Origin of the sequence: Kitasatospora sp. NPDC059327 (genome assembly GCF_042752535.1) — a bacterium.
GTDB lineage: Bacteria > Actinomycetota > Actinomycetes > Streptomycetales > Streptomycetaceae > Kitasatospora.
The window spans coordinates 25,476-41,772 of the sequence record NZ_JBHYYB010000042.1 but is presented as its reverse complement, the minus strand read 5'-3'; the positions used below and the strand labels follow the sequence as shown (position 1 = coordinate 41,772).

Genomic DNA, 16,297 nt, shown 5'->3' with positions numbered 1-16,297 from the left:
CCGCCCGGACGCCGCCCGGCCCTCTGGACAACGACACTCGCCACTGTAACGTCTTGTTCCACTATCCCGTTACATCCTGGAGATGGCGATGCCGGAGCGGTCGTCCGTGCCGCGCTACCTGGTGACGGCGTTCTTCGCGCGGCTTGCCGACGAGGGCGTGGCGGTGGCGGTGGTCATGCTGGCCGGGCAGCGCACCGGCAGCGCCGCGCAGGGGGCGTTCGTCCTGACCGCCTGGATGGCCCCGCACGTCCTCGCGGCCCCGCTGACCGGCGCGGTGGCCGCCCGTGCCCGCCGGCCCCGGCTCCTGTACGCCGGCGCGCTCGCCGGCTTCGCGCTGGCGATCTCCGCGTTGGCGGCCGGCATCGGCCGCGCACCCCTCCCCCTGGTGCTCACCCTCGCCGCGGCCGGCGGCTGCTGCGGGCCGATCGTCTCCGGCGGACTTTCCAGCCTGATCGCGCGGTTGGTACCGGCCGGGCCGCACCGGGACCGCGCCTACGCGTGGGACGCCGTGGTCTACAACGCCGCCGCCGTCGCGGGACCAGGAACCGCCGGGCTGGTCGCCTCCGCACTCTCCCCGGCCACGGCGCTGCTCGCCCTCTCGACCGCCGCGGCCTGCGCCTGCGCGCTGACACCGCTGCTCCCCCTGCTCCCACAGCTCTCCCTGGACACCGACGCCGAGGACCCGCCGGTGGCGATGGCCCGGCTGCTCAGGGACCTGGCCGACGGGGTGTCGACGGTGTGGCGGGAGCGGGAACTGCGCGCCATCACGGCGGCGACCTGCCTGGCCTTCATCGGTATCGGCGCGCTCACCACGACCAGTGTCCTGCTCGCCACGAGCCTGGGGAGCCCGGGAGGAGGGGGCGTGCTGATGACCGCGTTCGCCGTCGGCGCCCTGGCCGCAACGCTCGGCACCACCCGGTCGCGGCCCGGCGTACCCCCGCGACGGCCCGCCGTCCTCGGCCTGCTCGCCACCGGCATCGGGCTCGCCGCCGCCGCGCCGGCTCCCGCCCTCCCGGTCGCGGCGGCCTGCTTCGCCCTCGCCGGCGCCGGAGACGGTCTCGTCCTGACCGCGACCCTGCGCATCCGCGCCGATCATTCGCCGCCGCACCGGCGGACGCAGGTGTTCACCATCGGCGCCGGGCTGAAGATCTCCGCCGCCGCCGCCGGCTCCGCCCTCGGCGGCCTGGCCACCACGAGCACCGCCCCGTGGTACGTGATCGGTATCGCCGTCCTGCAAGCGGCCGGAGCGCTGCTGTACACCCTGGTCGGACGTGGTGCGCCCGGCGAGGCGTCAACACTTCACCAGGTCCTGCCCACCGGCGCCGGCGGGCAGGACCCGTCTCCGGAGACCGCTTCGCCGGCCGCACCACGATGACGCGGTGCCCTCCCGGCCACGGAGGTCGGGAGGGCACCGCCGGGGCCGGGCACCGACGGCACCGGTCGGCACCCGGTCACACGCCGGTCAGGCCGGTCGCACGCCGGTCAGGCCTCGCCGGGGTGCCAGGCGGGCCACTCCCAGGGCCGGTCGACCCAGTGCACCCGGGCCACGTCACGGGGATCGAGGGTGGGGAAGAGCTGGTGAACGCGCGGCTCGAACTCCTCCGGGGCCAGTGGCTCCCAGCCGTGCCCCTCGAAGTGGACCAGCCGGTAGCGGCTGTCGGTGCGGAACTCGGCGACCTCGACCAAGGGCTTTGACGTGCTGTTCGTTTCCATGCCCCCAGCATGTGGCGCACCCCCGGCGCCCGCACCCGGGGTACGGCAGGGGGCGTACGGCCGGGGACGGGCTGCGGAGGAGAACCCCTCTTCCGGGTCATGTCCCGGCGTCGGCGCGCTCGTTGAGTACGGCGAACGGGTCCGCGATCGGTCTCCGCCGGCTTCGGCGACCGCGTCGGCGACCGGCGGGCCGGAGCCCGGCGACGGCCCGGACGGCAGCGCGGCGGCGACGGCGACGGCGACGGCGACCGCCGGAGCGACCGCGGCGCGGCGACGGCGGCGACAGCGACAGCGACAGCGACAGCAGCAGCAGCAGCAGCAGCGGTACGACAGCAGGAGGACGAGGGCATGAGCGGGCAACGCGGCGACGGGCAGTGGCAGTGGCCGACACAGGCGTGGGAGCCGCCGCCGGTACCCGTCGCGCCGCCACCGCCCGCACCGGTGGTGGCACCCGCGCCACCGCCGCCCGCCGCCGTGCCACCGGCCCGGCAGATGTCCCGCCGGGCCTGGGCGGCGGCGGCCGTCGGGACCGTCGCCGTGCTGGCGTCCGTCCTGGTGATGTGCGGTCCCGGCTCGGGCGACGAGCTGTCGGGGGTGGTGGCGTTCCCCGATGCCTCCCCCTCCCCCTCCCCCTCCCCTTCGCCGTCGGTGCCCTCCGTCCCCGACCTGCTGCCGGTACCGGCACTGCCGACCGTCGCCCCGGGCGCCTCGCCGAATGCCGCCGGGGGCCCGGCCGCGCCGGGCGACGCGGGCGCGACGGCGCCGGGAGCGGAACGGGTCGGAGCGGAACGGGCCGGAGCGGACGGCGCACCGACGGCAGCCCGCTCCGCCGGTGCCCGGCCGAAGCCGAGCCGGACGCCCCAGCCGGCGCCGGCCCGCAGCCCGGTGGCTCCGGGGGCGGCGCCGCCGGCACCGTCGCCCGCCCCGAACCCGGCCCCGGGCGGAGCGACCAGCAGCGGGGACGGCTCGATCTGCGACCGGGCCGAGCGCTTCGGGCGCTGGCCGGCCGGCTCGGAGCAGGCCAGGCTCTGCCACAGCATCTACGGCTGAGCGGTCCAGGGGCCCCGCCGGGCAGGGGTGCGCGACGGCGCGGCCGGGGCCGGCCGCGCCGTCGTGCTCACCCGCCGGCTCACCCCGCCGGCAGCAGCCCCTGGTCCAGCCGGGGCGCGAGCACCCTGGCCAGGGTGTCGGTGATGTGCCCGGAGTCCCGGTAGAGCACCACGCCCTCCAGGACCGCCGGGCAGTCCGGCCCGGTCCCGGGGCAGAGCAGCGGCCCGAGGTCCAGGACCCGGACGCGGTAGCGGTCGGCGAGCCCGGTGTCGAGCAGCGGGTCCGGCTCGAACGCCGTCTCGCGGGGGAAGAAGCAGGCGTCGGAGCGACCGTCCGAGGCCGCCAGGCAGGTCGGGATGTCCTTGCCCGGCATCGGCGTGTCGCCCAGGTAGGCGAGCGGCGCGCCGATGGCCGAGAGGCGGTCCAGCGTGCGGGTCCACCCCTCGGCGCGCTCCGCCTGGCTGCCGTACCGGTTGAGGCCGGCCATCACGACCAGACGCGGCTTGGGACCGGTGGCCAGCCTGGTGAGGGTGTTCTCGCGCCAGCGGTCGCACTCCTCGAAGGTCCGGCCGAGGACGTTGTTGCGCACGGTCAGGGTGGCCAGCGGGCAGCCCGGCTTGACCAGCACCTCCAGCGCCCAGTGCCGCTGTTCGGCCAGGGCCAGGGCACCCGAGATCCACTGCCCCGCGTGCGAGTCGCCGATCAGCACGATCCGGTCGGGGCTGTCCTCGGCACCGAACAGGCAGCGCGGGCTGCTGTCGGCGCCGAGCGCGATCTCGCAGCCGCGGCCCGGCGGGAAGTCCTCGCGGGCCCGGGCCAGCGAGGGCGTGAGACTCAGGACCCGGCTGCCGGGGGCCAGCAGGGCCGGGCCGTCGACGGCGCCGGCCGGGACGGCCACCGGTCCCGCGGTGTCACCGAGCGCCCGGACGGTCCCGCCGCCCAGGGTCAGCGCGGCGATCAGCGGGATCACCAGGGCGCTGGCCCCGACCGCCAGGCCCCGGCGCGGCGCCGGGCTGCTGCCGTAGCGCAGCGGCTGCTCGACCAGGCGCATGGTCAGCCAGGCCGGGAGTGCGCTCGCGGCGGTGAGCGCGACCAGCGTGGTCCAGGGCAGGGCGCCGTAGCGGGCCTGGGCGATGGTCAGGACCGGCCAGTGCCAGAGGTACCACGCGTAGGAGAGCCGGCCGGCGGCACGCAGCGGACGGACGGCGAGCAGCCGGCCCACGTCGGCCGCGCCGAGCGCGCGGTGCGCCGGACCGGCGAGCAGCACGGCGGCGGTACCGAGGACGGGCAGCAGCGCGGCGCTCCCGGGGAAGGGGGTGTTGCGGTCGTACCGGAAGACCGCGACCACGACCGCCGCCGCGCCGCCCCAGCCGAGCAGGCGCAGGACCCAGCCGATCGGCCGGCCGGATCCGCCGGCCCGCGGCAGCCACCGGCCCAGGGCCGATCCCAGCATGGCGGCGCACGCTCCGGCGGCGAACTCCCAGAGGCGGCTGCCGGTGGAGAAGTAGCCGAGCGGCGCGGAACCGGCCGTCCAGCGGACGCAGAGCACCAGCGAGACGCCACCGATCGCGGCGGTCGCGACGGCGATCGCGACCGTGCGCCGGCGCCCGGTCAGCCAGCGGGCGAGGCCGAGCAGCAGGACGCCCCAGAGCAGGTAGAACTGGTTCTCCACGCCGAGCGACCAGAAGTGCTGCAGCGGGCTCGGGTCGCGTTCGGCGCCGAGGTAGTCGGTCTGCTGGCCGACGAACCGCCAGTTGGCGAACTGACCGGCGGACGCGATCAGGTCGCGGGCCAGGTCGGTGCCGCGCAGCGGGTCGAGCAGCGCTCCGCCGGCGAGGGCGGTGGCGACCAGGACGACGGCGGCGGCGGGCAGGATGCGGCGGGCCCGGCGCGCGGCGAAGTCCCGGAGGCTGATCGGGCGGGCCAGCAGCAGGCCGGTGATCAGGAACCCGGAGATGACGAAGAAGATGTCGACGCCGACGTAGCCGCCGGTGAAGGCCGGCACGGCGGCGTGGAAGGCGAGGACGGCGAGGACGGCGATGCCGCGCAGTCCCTCGATGTCGGAGCGGAACGCCGCCCGTTTCCGGGGCTCCTCGGCCGGCTGGGCCACCACGGCGGCGCCGGCCGGGTCGAGCTGTACGAGGTCGAGCGCCCGGTCGGGGTGGGCGGCCACCCCGGAGGCGGTCGCGGGGACGGTCGCGGAGGCGGTCGCGGAGGCGGTCGCGGGGACGGTCGCGGCTTCGGGAACAGCGGCCGGAGGACGAACGGGAACGGGTACGGCGCGCGACGATTCGGCGCTCGGTGGTACGGCCGTTGACACGGCGGGGCTCCTTGCAGTGCTGGCAGCGGTGGTTCGGGCACCGCCGGGCCGATGGGGCGGCCGGGCGGCGGGATCCGCGCCGGTGGGGCGACGCGCAAGGGAAGCGGTGCAGACGCGGCAGGGACGCGCGGGAAGAGGTGGAGCACAAGCGGGTGGAGCGCCGAACAGGTACCTGGCAGGGCGAGAGCGGCGCGGGCCGAACAGCCCTCAGAACAGCAGCGGATCGGCCCAGCCGGAGGCCAGCAGACCGCAGAGCAGCAGGACCGCGGTGACGGCGACGGCTTCGGCCCGGCCGAAGCGCAGATCGGCGGCGGCCCGGTCGGCGGCCTCCCGATCGGCGGCGGCCCGGTCGGCGGCGGTTGCGCCGAGAGCGGCCCGGTCGGACGGACGCCGGACGGGCGCGGCGACCTCGCCGCCCTTGCCGCCGCCCAGCAGCGGCCAGAGCGACCGGATGAGCGGGATCATCGTGTGGGCGGTGAGCCCGAGCAGCCCGATCAGCGCCCAGTACGGCTGCCAGCCGTGCAGCGCCACGGCCCGGGCGAGGCCCGCGGCGCCGGCGAGCACCACGAGGCCGAGCCAGCCGACCCCGATCCGGGCGACCGTGCGGGCCAGCGAGCTGCCGCCGGAGACGGCACCGGTGGGCACCCAGTCGGCGCTGCGGCGGCGCAGCGCGTGTGCGATGGCGACCACATGGCAGAGTCCGCCCAGGAGTTGGACCCGGGTGACCTCGAAGCGCCAGCGGGTGCGGGACATCGCGGGCAGCAGGACCAGGGCGACCCAGATCGGCGGCAGGAACGGCAGGACCTGCCAGGGCTCGATCTCGTCGGGTGCGAAGAACAGCATGATCAGGGCCGGCAGCGGGATGGCGAAGACGTTCACCGCGCTGGTGAGGTAGCCGAGGATGCCGTTCCAGAAGCAGAGCCGGGCCGAGCGGCTGAGCGGCCCGCTGCGGAAGCCGGGGTCACCGACCAGGGCGAGCGAGCCGAGGCACCAGCGGTACTGCTGGCTGATGAAGGCGGGCAGGCCGGTGGGCGACATGCCCTTGGCGACCAGCGCGGGGACGTAACGGGTGGTCCATCCGGCGCGGGCCAGCGAGAGGCCGGTGTAGAGGTCCTCGCTGTGGTCGATCTCGGCGAAGCCGCCGACCCGCTCCAGCGCGGCGCGTCGGTAGAGCGCGTTGGTGCCGCAGCAGACGGTGCCGTCCTGGGCGTCCCGGGAGGGCTGGATCCAGCGGTAGAAGATCTCCTGGGTCGCTCCGGCGGCCCGCTCCAGCCACGACATGTCCGGGTCGGTGTCGAAGCACTGGGGGCTCTGCACGATGCCGACCTCGGGGGTGTCGAGGTAGGGCACCAGGTGGCGCAGGAAGTCCGGGCGCGGGCAGAAGTCGGCGTCGAGGACGGCGATGATGTCGCCGGTGCCCTCGGCCAGGCCGTGGTTGAGGTTGCCGGCCTTCTTGAACCGGCCCCGGTCGGGCCGGGCCCGGTACTGGAACCCGTAGGACTCGGCGAGTTCGCGGACCTCGGGGCGGGCGGCGTCGTCCAGGACCAGGACGGTCAGCGCGCCTGGCCAGCGGACGGCGGCGGTGTGGCGGTAGGCGTTGTCCAGGACGGCCAGCGGTTCGCCGGCGGTCGGCAGCAGCACGTCGACGCCGGGGTACCGGGCCGGCTGCCAGGCGCGCAGCAGCAGGTCGTGCGAGTCACGGGTGAAGCGGCGGGCGCGCTGGCCGTCGGCGAGCGACAGCAGCCAGGTGACGGCGTTGAGGACGGTCAGCACCAGGAAGGGCCAGAGCAGCGGCCGGCTGAGCGCGAAGAGGCCGAGCGTGACGGTGGCGCCGGTGTAGGAGAGGGTGGCGCAGAGCAGCACCCAGCGGCGCTGCGGGCCGAAGTACCAGTAGAGCTCCTGATCGTCGGGCGGGCTGGGCAGGCGCAGCGAGTCGTCCGCGACGGCGTGGCGCGGGTCGGCATCGGATGCGGGCATGGCGGTGCCATGGAGTACGGGCATGCGGAGATGGCCCCCCTGGGCTCGGACGGAACGTTGCCGTTCGTCCGTCAGCCTCTCACATTGGCCTAGACCAATCATGAACGAGGTATGACATCTCCACATCGCCGCAGGTCAGGACTTTGACATTGCGTCACCGTCCTGATCAATCGTCACTATTACTGTTCGGTAAGGTCCTTCACCAGCTTCTCGAACCGCAGGTCGGGCCGACGCGGCACCCCGAAGCGCTCGTCGCCGTAGGGGAACGGCGAGTGGATTCCGGTGCGGCGGAAGCCCCGGCGCTCGTACCAGGCGATCAGGTCGGCACGCTGCTCGATCACCGTCATCTCCAGCTCGGCGGCGCCCCACTCCTCCCCCGCGATCCGCGCGGCCTCCGCCAGCACGGCCCGCCCGACGCCACCGCCCTGCCGGCCGGGACTCACCGAGAACATGCCGAAGTAGGCGGTCCGGCCCCGGCGTTCGAGCTGGCAGCAGGCGACCAGCTCGCCGTCCCGCTCGACGAGCAGGACCACGCCCTCGGGATGGGTGACGGCGGCGGTGACGCCCTCGACATCGGTGCGCTGGCCGTCCAGCAGGTCGGCCTCGGTGGTCCAGCCCGCCCGGCTGGCGTCGCCGCGGTAGGCGGACTCGACGAGGGCGAGCAGTGCGGGCACGTCGGCCACGGTCGCGGTCCGGAAGACGAGGGCCTCCGTCTCGGGCCGGGCGGTGTCCGGGGTGGTCGCGGGCACGGTAGTCCTCTTCTCGCTCGGGAACGGCATCCGTTCGTCTGCCGACTCCTCGCATCGTGCCACAGCGCCGCCGGCCACCCTCCGTGACGACGACCACCCCGACGACCACCCCGACGGTCGCCACCAGGGCTGCCACCACGGCCGCCACCACGGCCGCCACCACGGCCGCCCCGACGGCCGCCCCGACGGCCGCCCCGGCGACGTCCCGGCGACGTCCCGGTGACGCGCCGGCGCCGACGCTTCACCCGGGCCCGCGGCGCAGCGCGGCACGGGCCGCGTTGGCACCGCACATGCCGTGCACCCCGGCACCGGGCGGCGTCGCCGCCGAGCAGAGGAAGACGCCGGGAACGCCCGTGTCGTACGGGTGCGGCGTGACCCTCGGGCGCAGCACCGTCCGGACCGGGCCGTTGGCGCCGGTGCAGATGTCCCCGCCGACGTAGTTGGCGTCGCGGCGCTCCAGCTCCCGGGGTGTCGTGACGACGGAGGCGACGATCCGGTCCCGGAAGCCCGGCGCGAACCGCTCGATCCCGGCGACGAGCGCCTCCCGGGCGTCGCCGGGGTAGCCGTGCGGCACATGCGCGTAGGCGTGGACCGGGTGGATGTCGCCGGCCGACCGGCCGGGGTCGGCGAGGTACTGCTGGGCCACCACCAGGAAGGGGCGCGCCGGCATCCGCCCACGGGCCACCTCCCGTTCGGCGAAGGCCACCTCCTCCAGGGTGCCGCCGACGTGGACGGTGCCGGCCCGACGGCAGTCCGGGTCGCGCCACGGGACGCCGCCCGCCACGGCGAAGTCCGCTTTGAAGGCCGCCGGCCCGTGCCGGTACCGCAGGTACGCGCGCCGGACGGGCGGCGGCAGCGCCGCACCGCAGATCGCCGCGGCCGCGGCGGGCGCCACGTCGAGCAGGACCAGCGGGCACGGGCGCAGCTCGGCCAGCGAGACCACCCGCACCCCGGTCTCGACGCGACCGCCCAGCTCGCGCAGCCGTCCGGCCAGGGCCGCCGTGATCGCTCCCGAGCCGCCCTCGGCGACCGGCCAGCCGCCGTGGTGCGCGGCGGCGATCAGCAGGAGGCCGGCGGCGGCGGTCAGCGGCCGGTCCAGGGGCTGGAAGCTGTGTGCCGCCGCCCCGGCGAACAGGGCGCGGGCCCGTACGGTGCGCCAGCGGCGGGCGAGCGCGGTCGCCGGCCACAGGGCCCGGGCGCCGAACCGGGCGAGCCGCACCGGGTGGGCGGGCACCCGGGGCAGCGGGCGCATGACGTCCTCGGCCAGTTCGTCGAAGCCGTCGGCCAGGGCGCCGAAGAGGCGCAGCCACGCCGCCCCGTCCTGCTCCAGGGTGCGGGCGGTGGCCCGGGCGGACCGGACGGCGGTGGCCGCGTCGCCGCCGTCCAGGGGGTGGGCCAGGTCGATCTCGGGCAGCCGCCAGCGCAGACCGTGACGGGCGAGGTCGGCGGAGCGCAGGAACGGCGAGGCCACGCCGAAGGGGTGCACGGCGGAGCAGTGGTCGTGCAGCAGGCCGGGGAGGGTGGCCTCGCCGCTCCTGGCGCCGCCGCCGATCTCCGTCGCGGCCTCCAGGACGGTGACGGCGAGCCCGTGCTCGGCCAGTGTGACGGCGGCGGCGAGGCCGTTGGGTCCGGAGCCGACCACGATCGCGTCGCTCATGCCCCGGCCTCCCGTCGCGCCGTCGTCGGACCCGCCGTCGTCCCCGCCGGTCCACGGCCCCGCGGCGCGCGAACCCACTCTGCCAGCCTGGCGGACGGCCCGGCCCGGCGCACGTCCGGGGCGGGGCGCGGGCGCTCCGTCCGACGGTGCCGCCCCCACCTGGGCGGTGCCCGCACAGGGTGTCCGGGACACCTGGCGACCCTGGCGAGGACATGGCTACTCTGCTCCCCGTCCGAGTCAACTCCCGGGCACCAAGGGCCCCATGGGCCATCACCGGACCAGAGGAGTGTTCATGCTCAGCACTTCCCGCTCCGCCATCCCCACCGGTACCGCCGCACCCTCGACATCCCGCCGACTGCCCGTCCTCGCCGCACTCGCCGCAGCGGTCGCGCTCGTCACCGGCGTGACAGCACCGGCGTACGCGGCGGATCCGGCGCCCGCGCCGGCCACCGGCGCACAGGCCACCGATGAGCAGCCCTCCGGCGCACAGGCGTCCGACGAGCAGGCCGGGACCGTCGGGCAGGCCGACCGGGGTCTGCCGGCCATCCACCCCGAGCGTGACTTCGCCGGCTCCACCGTCGCCGCCCACGAGGGAAGAGAGAGCGTCTCGGGCGTCTTCGCCCTGGCCGCCACCCAGACCCCCGGGCTCGACGTCTCCAGCTACCAGGGCACCGTCAACTGGGCCTCGGTGAAGGCGAACGGCGCCCGCTTCGGCTACGTCAAGGCCACCGAGGGCACCACCTACACGAACCCCTACTTCACCCAGCAGTACAACGGCTCCTACAACGCCGGCCTGATCCGCGGCGCGTACCACTTCGCCCTGCCGGACCGCTCCTCCGGCTCGGCCCAGGCCACCTGGTTCGTGAACCACGGCGGCGGCTGGTCCCGCGACGGCAGGACGCTGCCGCCCGCCCTCGACATCGAGTACAACCCCTACGGCGCCACCTGCTACGGACTCGGCCAGAGCGCCATGGTCAGCTGGATCCGTTCGTTCAGCGACACCGTCCACTCCCGCACCGGCCGCTACCCGACGATCTACACCACCACCGACTGGTGGTCCCAGTGCACCGGCGACAACGGCGGCTTCGGCACCACCAACCCGCTCTGGGTGGCTCGCTACTCCAGTGCCGCCGGCACCCTCCCGAACGGCTGGAGCTACCAGACCTTCTGGCAGTACGCCGACTCCGGCACCTTCCCCGGTGACCAGAACCTCTTCAACGGCGCCTACGACCGCCTCCAGGCCCTCGCCAACGGCTGACCGTCCCGACCCGGTGGTGTCGCCGGCGGATCCGACCCCGTCCAGGGGCCGAGTCCCCGGCCGTCGGTGACATCGCCGGGCACTCCGCCGCGGCGGTCCGGCGCCACCCGGGCCGCCGGATCTTTGCCCCTCCTTTTCCGGGAGGGCACCTGCCCTTTTCCCGGAAGGGCCCCGCACCGAGGACGGCGGCGGCACCGGAGCCGCGCCCGCGGGCCTGTCGGAGGCCTGGCGGAAGAGCCCGGCACGCCGCCGCCGGACATGCTGTGACCTGCGGCGCGTCCGGTCCGGCCGGCGGACGGGAGGGCAGCCGGGGTGACCCGGCGCCAGGGACCCCGGTGCGGGGCGGCGGTCGGCCTCTCTGGATAATGATCGCTCGCCGTCGGCACGAATCGATCACACTTTCCATCGGCACCGACGCGAGACGAGCCATCACTCTCCCGAGGAGACCAACTGTGTCCATCCGACGCCGCGTCGGCCTGGCCGCCGCCGTCGCGAGTACCGCGGTCACCGGCGCCGTACTGCCGACGACCGCCCACGCCGACTCCGGTGTGCTCTACGTCAACAGCGCCGCCGGTGCCAATTGCTCGAACACCGGCACGGGTACGGCCGCGCAGCCGTACTGCACCATCCAGGCCGCCGCCGACGCGGCGCAGCCGGGGCAGACCGTCCAGATCGCACCGGGCCGCGGCTACCCGGAGCAGGTCACGATCACCCGGTCCGGGCTCGCCGGCCGGCCGATCACCTTCAACGGTGAGCTGGTCTACAACTCCGCGACCATCCCCGTGGGTGTCAGGTCCTGGAGCGCGGGCGCGCAGCCCGCCCCGCACGGCCTCGTCCTCGTGGGCGTGCACGACGTCACGGTGACGGGACTGCAGGTCGGCGGCCCGCAGGAGGGCGTGCTGGTCCAGGACTCCGAGCGGATCGTTCTCGACCGCATCGACGTGACCGCCGGCAACCCCGTCTACAACGGCGTCCGGGCGTACCCCGACGCGACCCCGGGCATCCGGATCACCGGGAGCAGCGCGGCGGTCACGGTGAGCCGCAGCATCATCACCGGCGTGGGCACGGCCGGTGTGGCCGTCGACCGCGGCGTCACCGGCGCCGTCGTCACCACCAACGAGGTGAGCGGCAATCCCGCCGAGGGCGTGCTGGTCACCGACGCCCCGGGCACCGTGGTGGTCTCCAACACCTTCGCGAAGAACTGCGGGAGCGACCTGTCGCTGGCCGGGAACTCCTCGGGCGCGACGGTCGAGAACAACATCATCTCCAAGCTCCCGGTCTTCTCCTGCGCCGGGGGCTTCCAGTCGCCGTTCGCCCCCCTGACCGTCTCGGCCGGTTCGACCGCCGGCACCAAGGCGGACTACAACAACGTCGTGCCCGCCATCGGCGGGTCCGGCTACTCGTGGGGCGGGACGACCTACACCAACTCGTACGAGTTCAAGGCCACCGGCCAGGGCGCGCACGACTACGGCTTCGACCCGAAGCTGGGCACCGACAGCGCTGTGGCGACATCGTCGGCCGTCCCGAACCTGACCCCGCCCGCCGCCCACGGCGTGACGGACTCGGCCGACGCGTCGGCCCCCGGCATGCTGGACACCGACGCCTACGGCCGCCCGCGCGTCGACCACCCGAAGATCGCCAACACCGGTACCGGGAACGGCTACGTCGACCGCGGCGCGGTCGAGCTCCAGGAGACCATGGCCGTCTCGGTCTGGACGGCGCCCTACCCGACGGCCGGGCAGCCGCTGAAGGCCCGGATCAGCTACTCCTACACGGGGGGCTGGGCACCGGCCGGCGCCATGCTGGACTTCGGCGACGGCGGCTACCCGGTACGGGCCCCGCTCGGGACCGCCTCCTTCGACCACGACTACCCGGCGCCCGGCCTGTACACGGTGACGCTCACCGCGACCAGCGAGACCGGTCTCACCCGCACCTCGACCGCCACGGTGAACATCGCGGCGACCGGTGCCCTCCTGGTGAACCCCCTCGTCGCCCAGGACGACCCCAACGTCGCCCGGATCAAGGTCACGGACCAGACCAGCAGCCCCTGGCCGGTGACCCGTTACCAGGTCGACTTCGGTGACGGCACCGCCCCGGTGGTGACCAACGGCTCGGCCCCGCCGAACGGTCTGACCCACGATTACGGCGTCGCCGGCACCTACACCGTGACCGAGACCGTGACCGACGACCACGGCCGCACCGCGAGCAAGTCGGTGCAGCGCTACGTCACCGGCCCCCAGACCGGCCTGCCGTTCACGGGGTACTTCGCCGGGCCCAGCAGCCACCTCGGCCTGTTCGACAAGGGTCGCTGGGCGGTGTCCACCCAGAAGTCGTCGGCCAAGCCCGGCACGGTCCACCAGTTCGGTGACCCGGGCGACCTCCCGGTGGTCGGCGCGTGGGACAACGCCTGCCAGTGCCGGCTGGGCATCTACCGCCCGAGCACCGGCACCTTCGCCCTGCAGCACGCCAACGGCACCGTCTCCGCGGTGCAGTTCGGCGAGCCGGGCGACCTCCCCGCGGTCGGCGACTGGGACCACAACGGGCACGACCAGCTGGCCATCTACCGCCCGAGCAGCAGCACCCTGGCGGTCCGGCACGACGACGGCTCGGTGACCGCGATGCGGTTCGGCGACGCCGGCGACATCCCGGTGGTCGGCGACTGGGACGGCGTGCGGCACGCCCAGTTCGGGCTGTTCCGCCCCGGCCGCAACGCGGGCGACCCGAACCTGTTCATCCTGCGTCACGACGACGGCAGCGTCTCGACCGCCACCTACGGCGTCAAGGGCGACCTCCCCGTGGTCGGCGACTGGCTGGGCAAGGGCCGGACGACCTTCGGCGTGTTCCGTCCGACCACCGGGCTGTTCACCCTGAGCAACGCCTACGCGGGCCAGGCCGAGGTGTCGTTCTCGATCTACGCCTGATCCGGTGGCCGACGGCCCGGGGTGCGGAGTTCCCGCGCCCCGGGCCGTCGGTGTTCCCCGGCCCGGGGCCCCGGTGGCCCCCGGCCTCGCGCCCTCGGTGGTCCACCGGACCGGGGCGCCGGTCCACCCACGATTTCGCTCTGTACACCATGGAGTGACATTGCCCCCGAGCGGCCACCCGCGCGGGCCCGACGCCCTAGCCTGATGCCGGATCAGCGGGTGGCCGACGGCGCGCGGGGCGGCGCCGGGCGGGCCCCCGGGCGAAGGGAGGGCCGTGTGTCCGTGCGTCCGTTGCCCGCACCCGAGGTGCGCGAGTCGAATGGCCGGGTCGGCGGCCGCCGAGGTCCCGACGGGAGAGCGGCCGGGGGTGAGCCGGCCCGTCTGACGCTGCTCGACGGGTTCGCGCTGGACTGCGGCCCGCGATCGGTCCACGTGTCGAAGACCCTGCAGCGGCTGCTCGCGTTCGTCGCCCTGCGGGGGCGGGCCACCCGGGCGCTGGTGGCGGGCACGCTGTGGCCGGACTCCGACGAGTCCAAGGCGTTCGGCCGGCTGCGCACGGCGCTGTGGCGGCTGCACCGGCTGGGCGTGCCGCTGCTCGCCGCGCACGGCGAGACGCTGCGGCTGCACCCCTCGGTGCGCGTGGACGTCGACGAGCTGCTGGCCGAGGACGGGTCCGGGCGCCACCCGCGCGGCGGCGCACTGCGCGAGCTGCTGCCCGGCTGGTACGACGACTGGGTCCTGGTCGAACGGGAACGACTGCGCCAGATCTGCCTGCACACCTGGGAGGAGTCGGCGGTCCGGGAGCTGCGGGCCGGCCGTTTCGCGGAGGCGTTGGAGGCCGTCCTCGTCGCGCTGCGGGCCGAGCCGTTGCGGGAGAGCCCGCACCGGCTGCTGCTGGAGATCCACCTCGCCGAGGGCAACTACAGCGAGGCCGTCTACACGTACCACGCGTACCGGATGCTGCTGCACCGGGAGCTGGGGGTGGGGCCGTCCCCCCGGATGCGACGGCTGCTGGACGCGGCCGTCGAGCCGGCTTCCGGAGCGGGCGGGCCGTCACCCGGCGAGCGGGGGGAAGGTCCTGCGCGGTGACGGATCGACGGTCTGGCCCACGACGTGGGCGAGCGGCGCGTAGTGGTACCGAACGCCGGCGGGCTCGACGGGCGCCGGGCCGTCCGCGCGCTGCGGCCACAAGACGTCGCCGACGGCGGTGCGGGCCGGGACGAGCCAGTGGTCACCGCGCCGGTAGGTACCGGGCCGCGCCTCTCCTTCGGGCTCGAACCGCACCTGGACGCCGTCCTCCAGGTCCAGCCAGCCGCCCTCCACCAGGGGCAGCGCGCCGTCGGCGGGAACCGCCGCCAGCGTACCGGCCGACGCGGTGCCGGGGGCCGGCCGGTGGTCCCAGCGACGCAGGAACGGGTGCGCGCCGAGCCCGCAGCCCTCGTCGCCGTCCTGCTCGTCGAGGGTGACCAGCAGGTCCACGGCGTCGACCGCGAGCACCCGGCGCAGCCGGGGGGCCGGCCTGGGCGGGTCCGTCAGCACCAGGTCGTCGGCCACCCGGCCGGCGATCGTGTCGTCGACGAGCTCCACCCGGTCGCCGACCTCCAGTCCGAGCTTGCCGTCCCGGCCGAGCGTGCTGACCCGGACCGTCGCACCGGAGAGCGAGACCACCGGGAACACCACCGAGGCGTTCTCCCGGGACCACTTGAAGGTGGCCCCGCGACGGGTCGCGGCGGTGTCGGCGGCGACCGTACCCGTGTCGGCCGTACCGGTGTCGGTCGGGCAGCCGGTGGAGCCCGTGGACCAGGCCGGGCCGCCGGTGTGCACCTCGATCCGGTACAGCTGGTTCTCCGGGCCCCGGAACCGGCTGTCCACCGGCAGGTGGTACCGGCAGTCGTCGGCGGCGGGCGGCTGCTTGGCCCGCGCCCGCATCCGCCCGGTGGGCCGGAACGCGGCCAGCCGGGCGGGGAACTCCCGCAGCGCCTCCTCGGTGGTCCGCGCCGTCACCGCGACGGCGGCCACCTGCCAGACGGTCTTCACCCGGGCCGCCGTGTCCGGGCCGGGGATGCCGAGGGCGACCTCGCGGACCGCCGGATCCTGCACCGCCGTGATCAGGCGTTCCCAGACCCGCAGATAGAGCACGAACGGCTCGTCCTGCGGCAGTTCGTCGGCGCTGTGGCCGATGCGCGGCCGCAGGTCCGGCTGGGTCCAGTAGGTCGCCTCCAGGTCGTTCTCGACGAGGATGCCGTCGACGTACATCCGCCCGGCGGAGATCGTCAGGTCCTCCTGCGGCTTCCTGCCGTCGACGGTCCCGATCGCGAAGCCGCCACCGGCGGCCGGCGCCACGGCGGGCCCGAGGACGTCGGCGACCATGGTGCGCAGCTGGTGCAGCAGCAGGGCGCCCTGCTCGTTGAAGTCGGCGTCGAGCTGCACCCGGCCCTGCTGGGCGAGGACGGCCGAGTAGTGCTTGCGCGGGTCGAACGTGGTCCGCGAGAAGTCGCCCTGCATGGTGTCCTCCGGTGTGCGCTGGGCTCTGGTCGGTCACGGGTCGGGGCACGGGTTCGGCTCCCGCCCGGGCCCCGGATCGGGTCGGACCCGGACCCGGCTCGGGCGGGTCGAGTCGGGTCAGGTCAGGTCAGGTCAGGTCAGGTCAGG

At 75.3% G+C, this 16,297-nt stretch carries 11 protein-coding genes; 5 read left to right on the top strand and 6 right to left on the bottom strand.

The annotated features are described in order from the left end of the window. Nucleotides 1-82: 82 nt before the first annotated feature. On the top strand, nt 83-1,375 hold the full coding sequence (locus tag ACFXHB_RS24440; RefSeq protein ID WP_380576739.1) for an MFS transporter: 1,293 nt from the start codon (nt 83-85) through the stop codon (nt 1,373-1,375). A gap of 107 nt (nt 1,376-1,482) precedes the next feature. Here the strand turns inward: ACFXHB_RS24440 and ACFXHB_RS24435 are convergent, their stop codons facing one another. Further along, nucleotides 1,483-1,713: a hypothetical protein gene (locus ACFXHB_RS24435; protein WP_380576738.1), complete on the bottom strand. Its 231-nt coding sequence runs from the start codon at nt 1,711-1,713 to the stop codon at nt 1,483-1,485. 348 nt (nt 1,714-2,061) lie between these two features. Between ACFXHB_RS24435 and ACFXHB_RS24430 the strand changes: the two genes are divergently transcribed. Beyond that, nucleotides 2,062-2,763, top strand: coding sequence for a hypothetical protein (locus ACFXHB_RS24430; protein WP_380576737.1), 702 nt, complete (start codon nt 2,062-2,064; stop codon nt 2,761-2,763). A 79-nt stretch (nt 2,764-2,842) separates the two neighbouring features. On the opposite strand, the gene ACFXHB_RS24425 is transcribed toward ACFXHB_RS24430, so the two are convergent. The 4 genes from ACFXHB_RS24425 to ACFXHB_RS24410 all read right to left on the bottom strand — a co-directional run bounded on the left by ACFXHB_RS24425 (nt 2,843) and on the right by ACFXHB_RS24410 (nt 9,466). Next, nucleotides 2,843-5,083: an acyltransferase family protein gene (locus ACFXHB_RS24425; protein WP_380576736.1), complete on the bottom strand. Its 2,241-nt coding sequence runs from the start codon at nt 5,081-5,083 to the stop codon at nt 2,843-2,845. Between the two features lie 207 nt (nt 5,084-5,290). Next, nucleotides 5,291-7,060, bottom strand: a complete 1,770-nt coding sequence (locus ACFXHB_RS24420; RefSeq protein WP_380576735.1) for a glycosyltransferase family 2 protein — start codon at nt 7,058-7,060, stop codon at nt 5,291-5,293. Between the two features lie 179 nt (nt 7,061-7,239). Next, nucleotides 7,240-7,839, bottom strand: coding sequence for a GNAT family N-acetyltransferase (locus ACFXHB_RS24415; protein WP_380576734.1), 600 nt, complete (start codon nt 7,837-7,839; stop codon nt 7,240-7,242). Nucleotides 7,840-8,050: 211 nt separating this feature from the next. Further along, nucleotides 8,051-9,466, bottom strand: a complete 1,416-nt coding sequence (locus ACFXHB_RS24410; RefSeq protein ID WP_380576733.1) for a phytoene desaturase family protein — start codon at nt 9,464-9,466, stop codon at nt 8,051-8,053. 292 nt (nt 9,467-9,758) lie between these two features. Here ACFXHB_RS24410 and ACFXHB_RS24405 point away from each other — a divergent pair, with 292 nt between their 5' ends. The 3 genes from ACFXHB_RS24405 to ACFXHB_RS24395 all read left to right on the top strand — a co-directional run bounded on the left by ACFXHB_RS24405 (nt 9,759) and on the right by ACFXHB_RS24395 (nt 14,734). Next, entirely contained in the window at nt 9,759-10,724 is a 966-nt protein-coding gene (locus ACFXHB_RS24405; RefSeq protein ID WP_380576732.1) for a lysozyme, read from the top strand. 452 nt (nt 10,725-11,176) lie between these two features. Then, the gene (locus ACFXHB_RS24400; RefSeq protein ID WP_380576731.1) at nt 11,177-13,645 is read left to right on the top strand and encodes a PKD domain-containing protein; all 2,469 of its coding nucleotides are present in this window, start codon (nt 11,177-11,179) and stop codon (nt 13,643-13,645) included. A 276-nt stretch (nt 13,646-13,921) separates the two neighbouring features. Next, complete coding sequence (locus ACFXHB_RS24395) at nt 13,922-14,734, top strand: BTAD domain-containing putative transcriptional regulator (protein ID WP_380576730.1); 813 nt, start codon at nt 13,922-13,924, stop codon at nt 14,732-14,734. On the opposite strand, the gene ACFXHB_RS24390 is transcribed toward ACFXHB_RS24395, so the two are convergent. Then, complete coding sequence (locus ACFXHB_RS24390) at nt 14,699-16,150, bottom strand: DUF6519 domain-containing protein (RefSeq protein ID WP_380576729.1); 1,452 nt, start codon at nt 16,148-16,150, stop codon at nt 14,699-14,701. The genes ACFXHB_RS24395 and ACFXHB_RS24390 overlap by 36 nt on opposite strands. Nucleotides 16,151-16,297 lie beyond the last annotated feature (147 nt).

Excerpts from the sequence above, each read along its gene's own strand:
- ACFXHB_RS24440 (WP_380576739.1), top strand. The coding sequence starts at position 83 with ATGGCGATGCCGGAGCGGTCGTCCGTGCCGCGCTACCTGGTGACGGCG.
- ACFXHB_RS24435 (WP_380576738.1), bottom strand. The coding sequence starts at position 1,713 with ATGGAAACGAACAGCACGTCAAAGCCCTTGGTCGAGGTCGCCGAGTTC.
- ACFXHB_RS24430 (WP_380576737.1), top strand. The coding sequence starts at position 2,062 with ATGAGCGGGCAACGCGGCGACGGGCAGTGGCAGTGGCCGACACAGGCG.
- ACFXHB_RS24420 (WP_380576735.1), bottom strand. The coding sequence starts at position 7,060 with ATGCCCGCATCCGATGCCGACCCGCGCCACGCCGTCGCGGACGACTCG.
- ACFXHB_RS24415 (WP_380576734.1), bottom strand. The coding sequence starts at position 7,839 with ATGCCGTTCCCGAGCGAGAAGAGGACTACCGTGCCCGCGACCACCCCG.
- ACFXHB_RS24410 (WP_380576733.1), bottom strand. The coding sequence starts at position 9,466 with ATGAGCGACGCGATCGTGGTCGGCTCCGGACCCAACGGCCTCGCCGCC.
- ACFXHB_RS24405 (WP_380576732.1), top strand. The coding sequence starts at position 9,759 with ATGCTCAGCACTTCCCGCTCCGCCATCCCCACCGGTACCGCCGCACCC.
- ACFXHB_RS24390 (WP_380576729.1), bottom strand. The coding sequence starts at position 16,150 with ATGCAGGGCGACTTCTCGCGGACCACGTTCGACCCGCGCAAGCACTAC.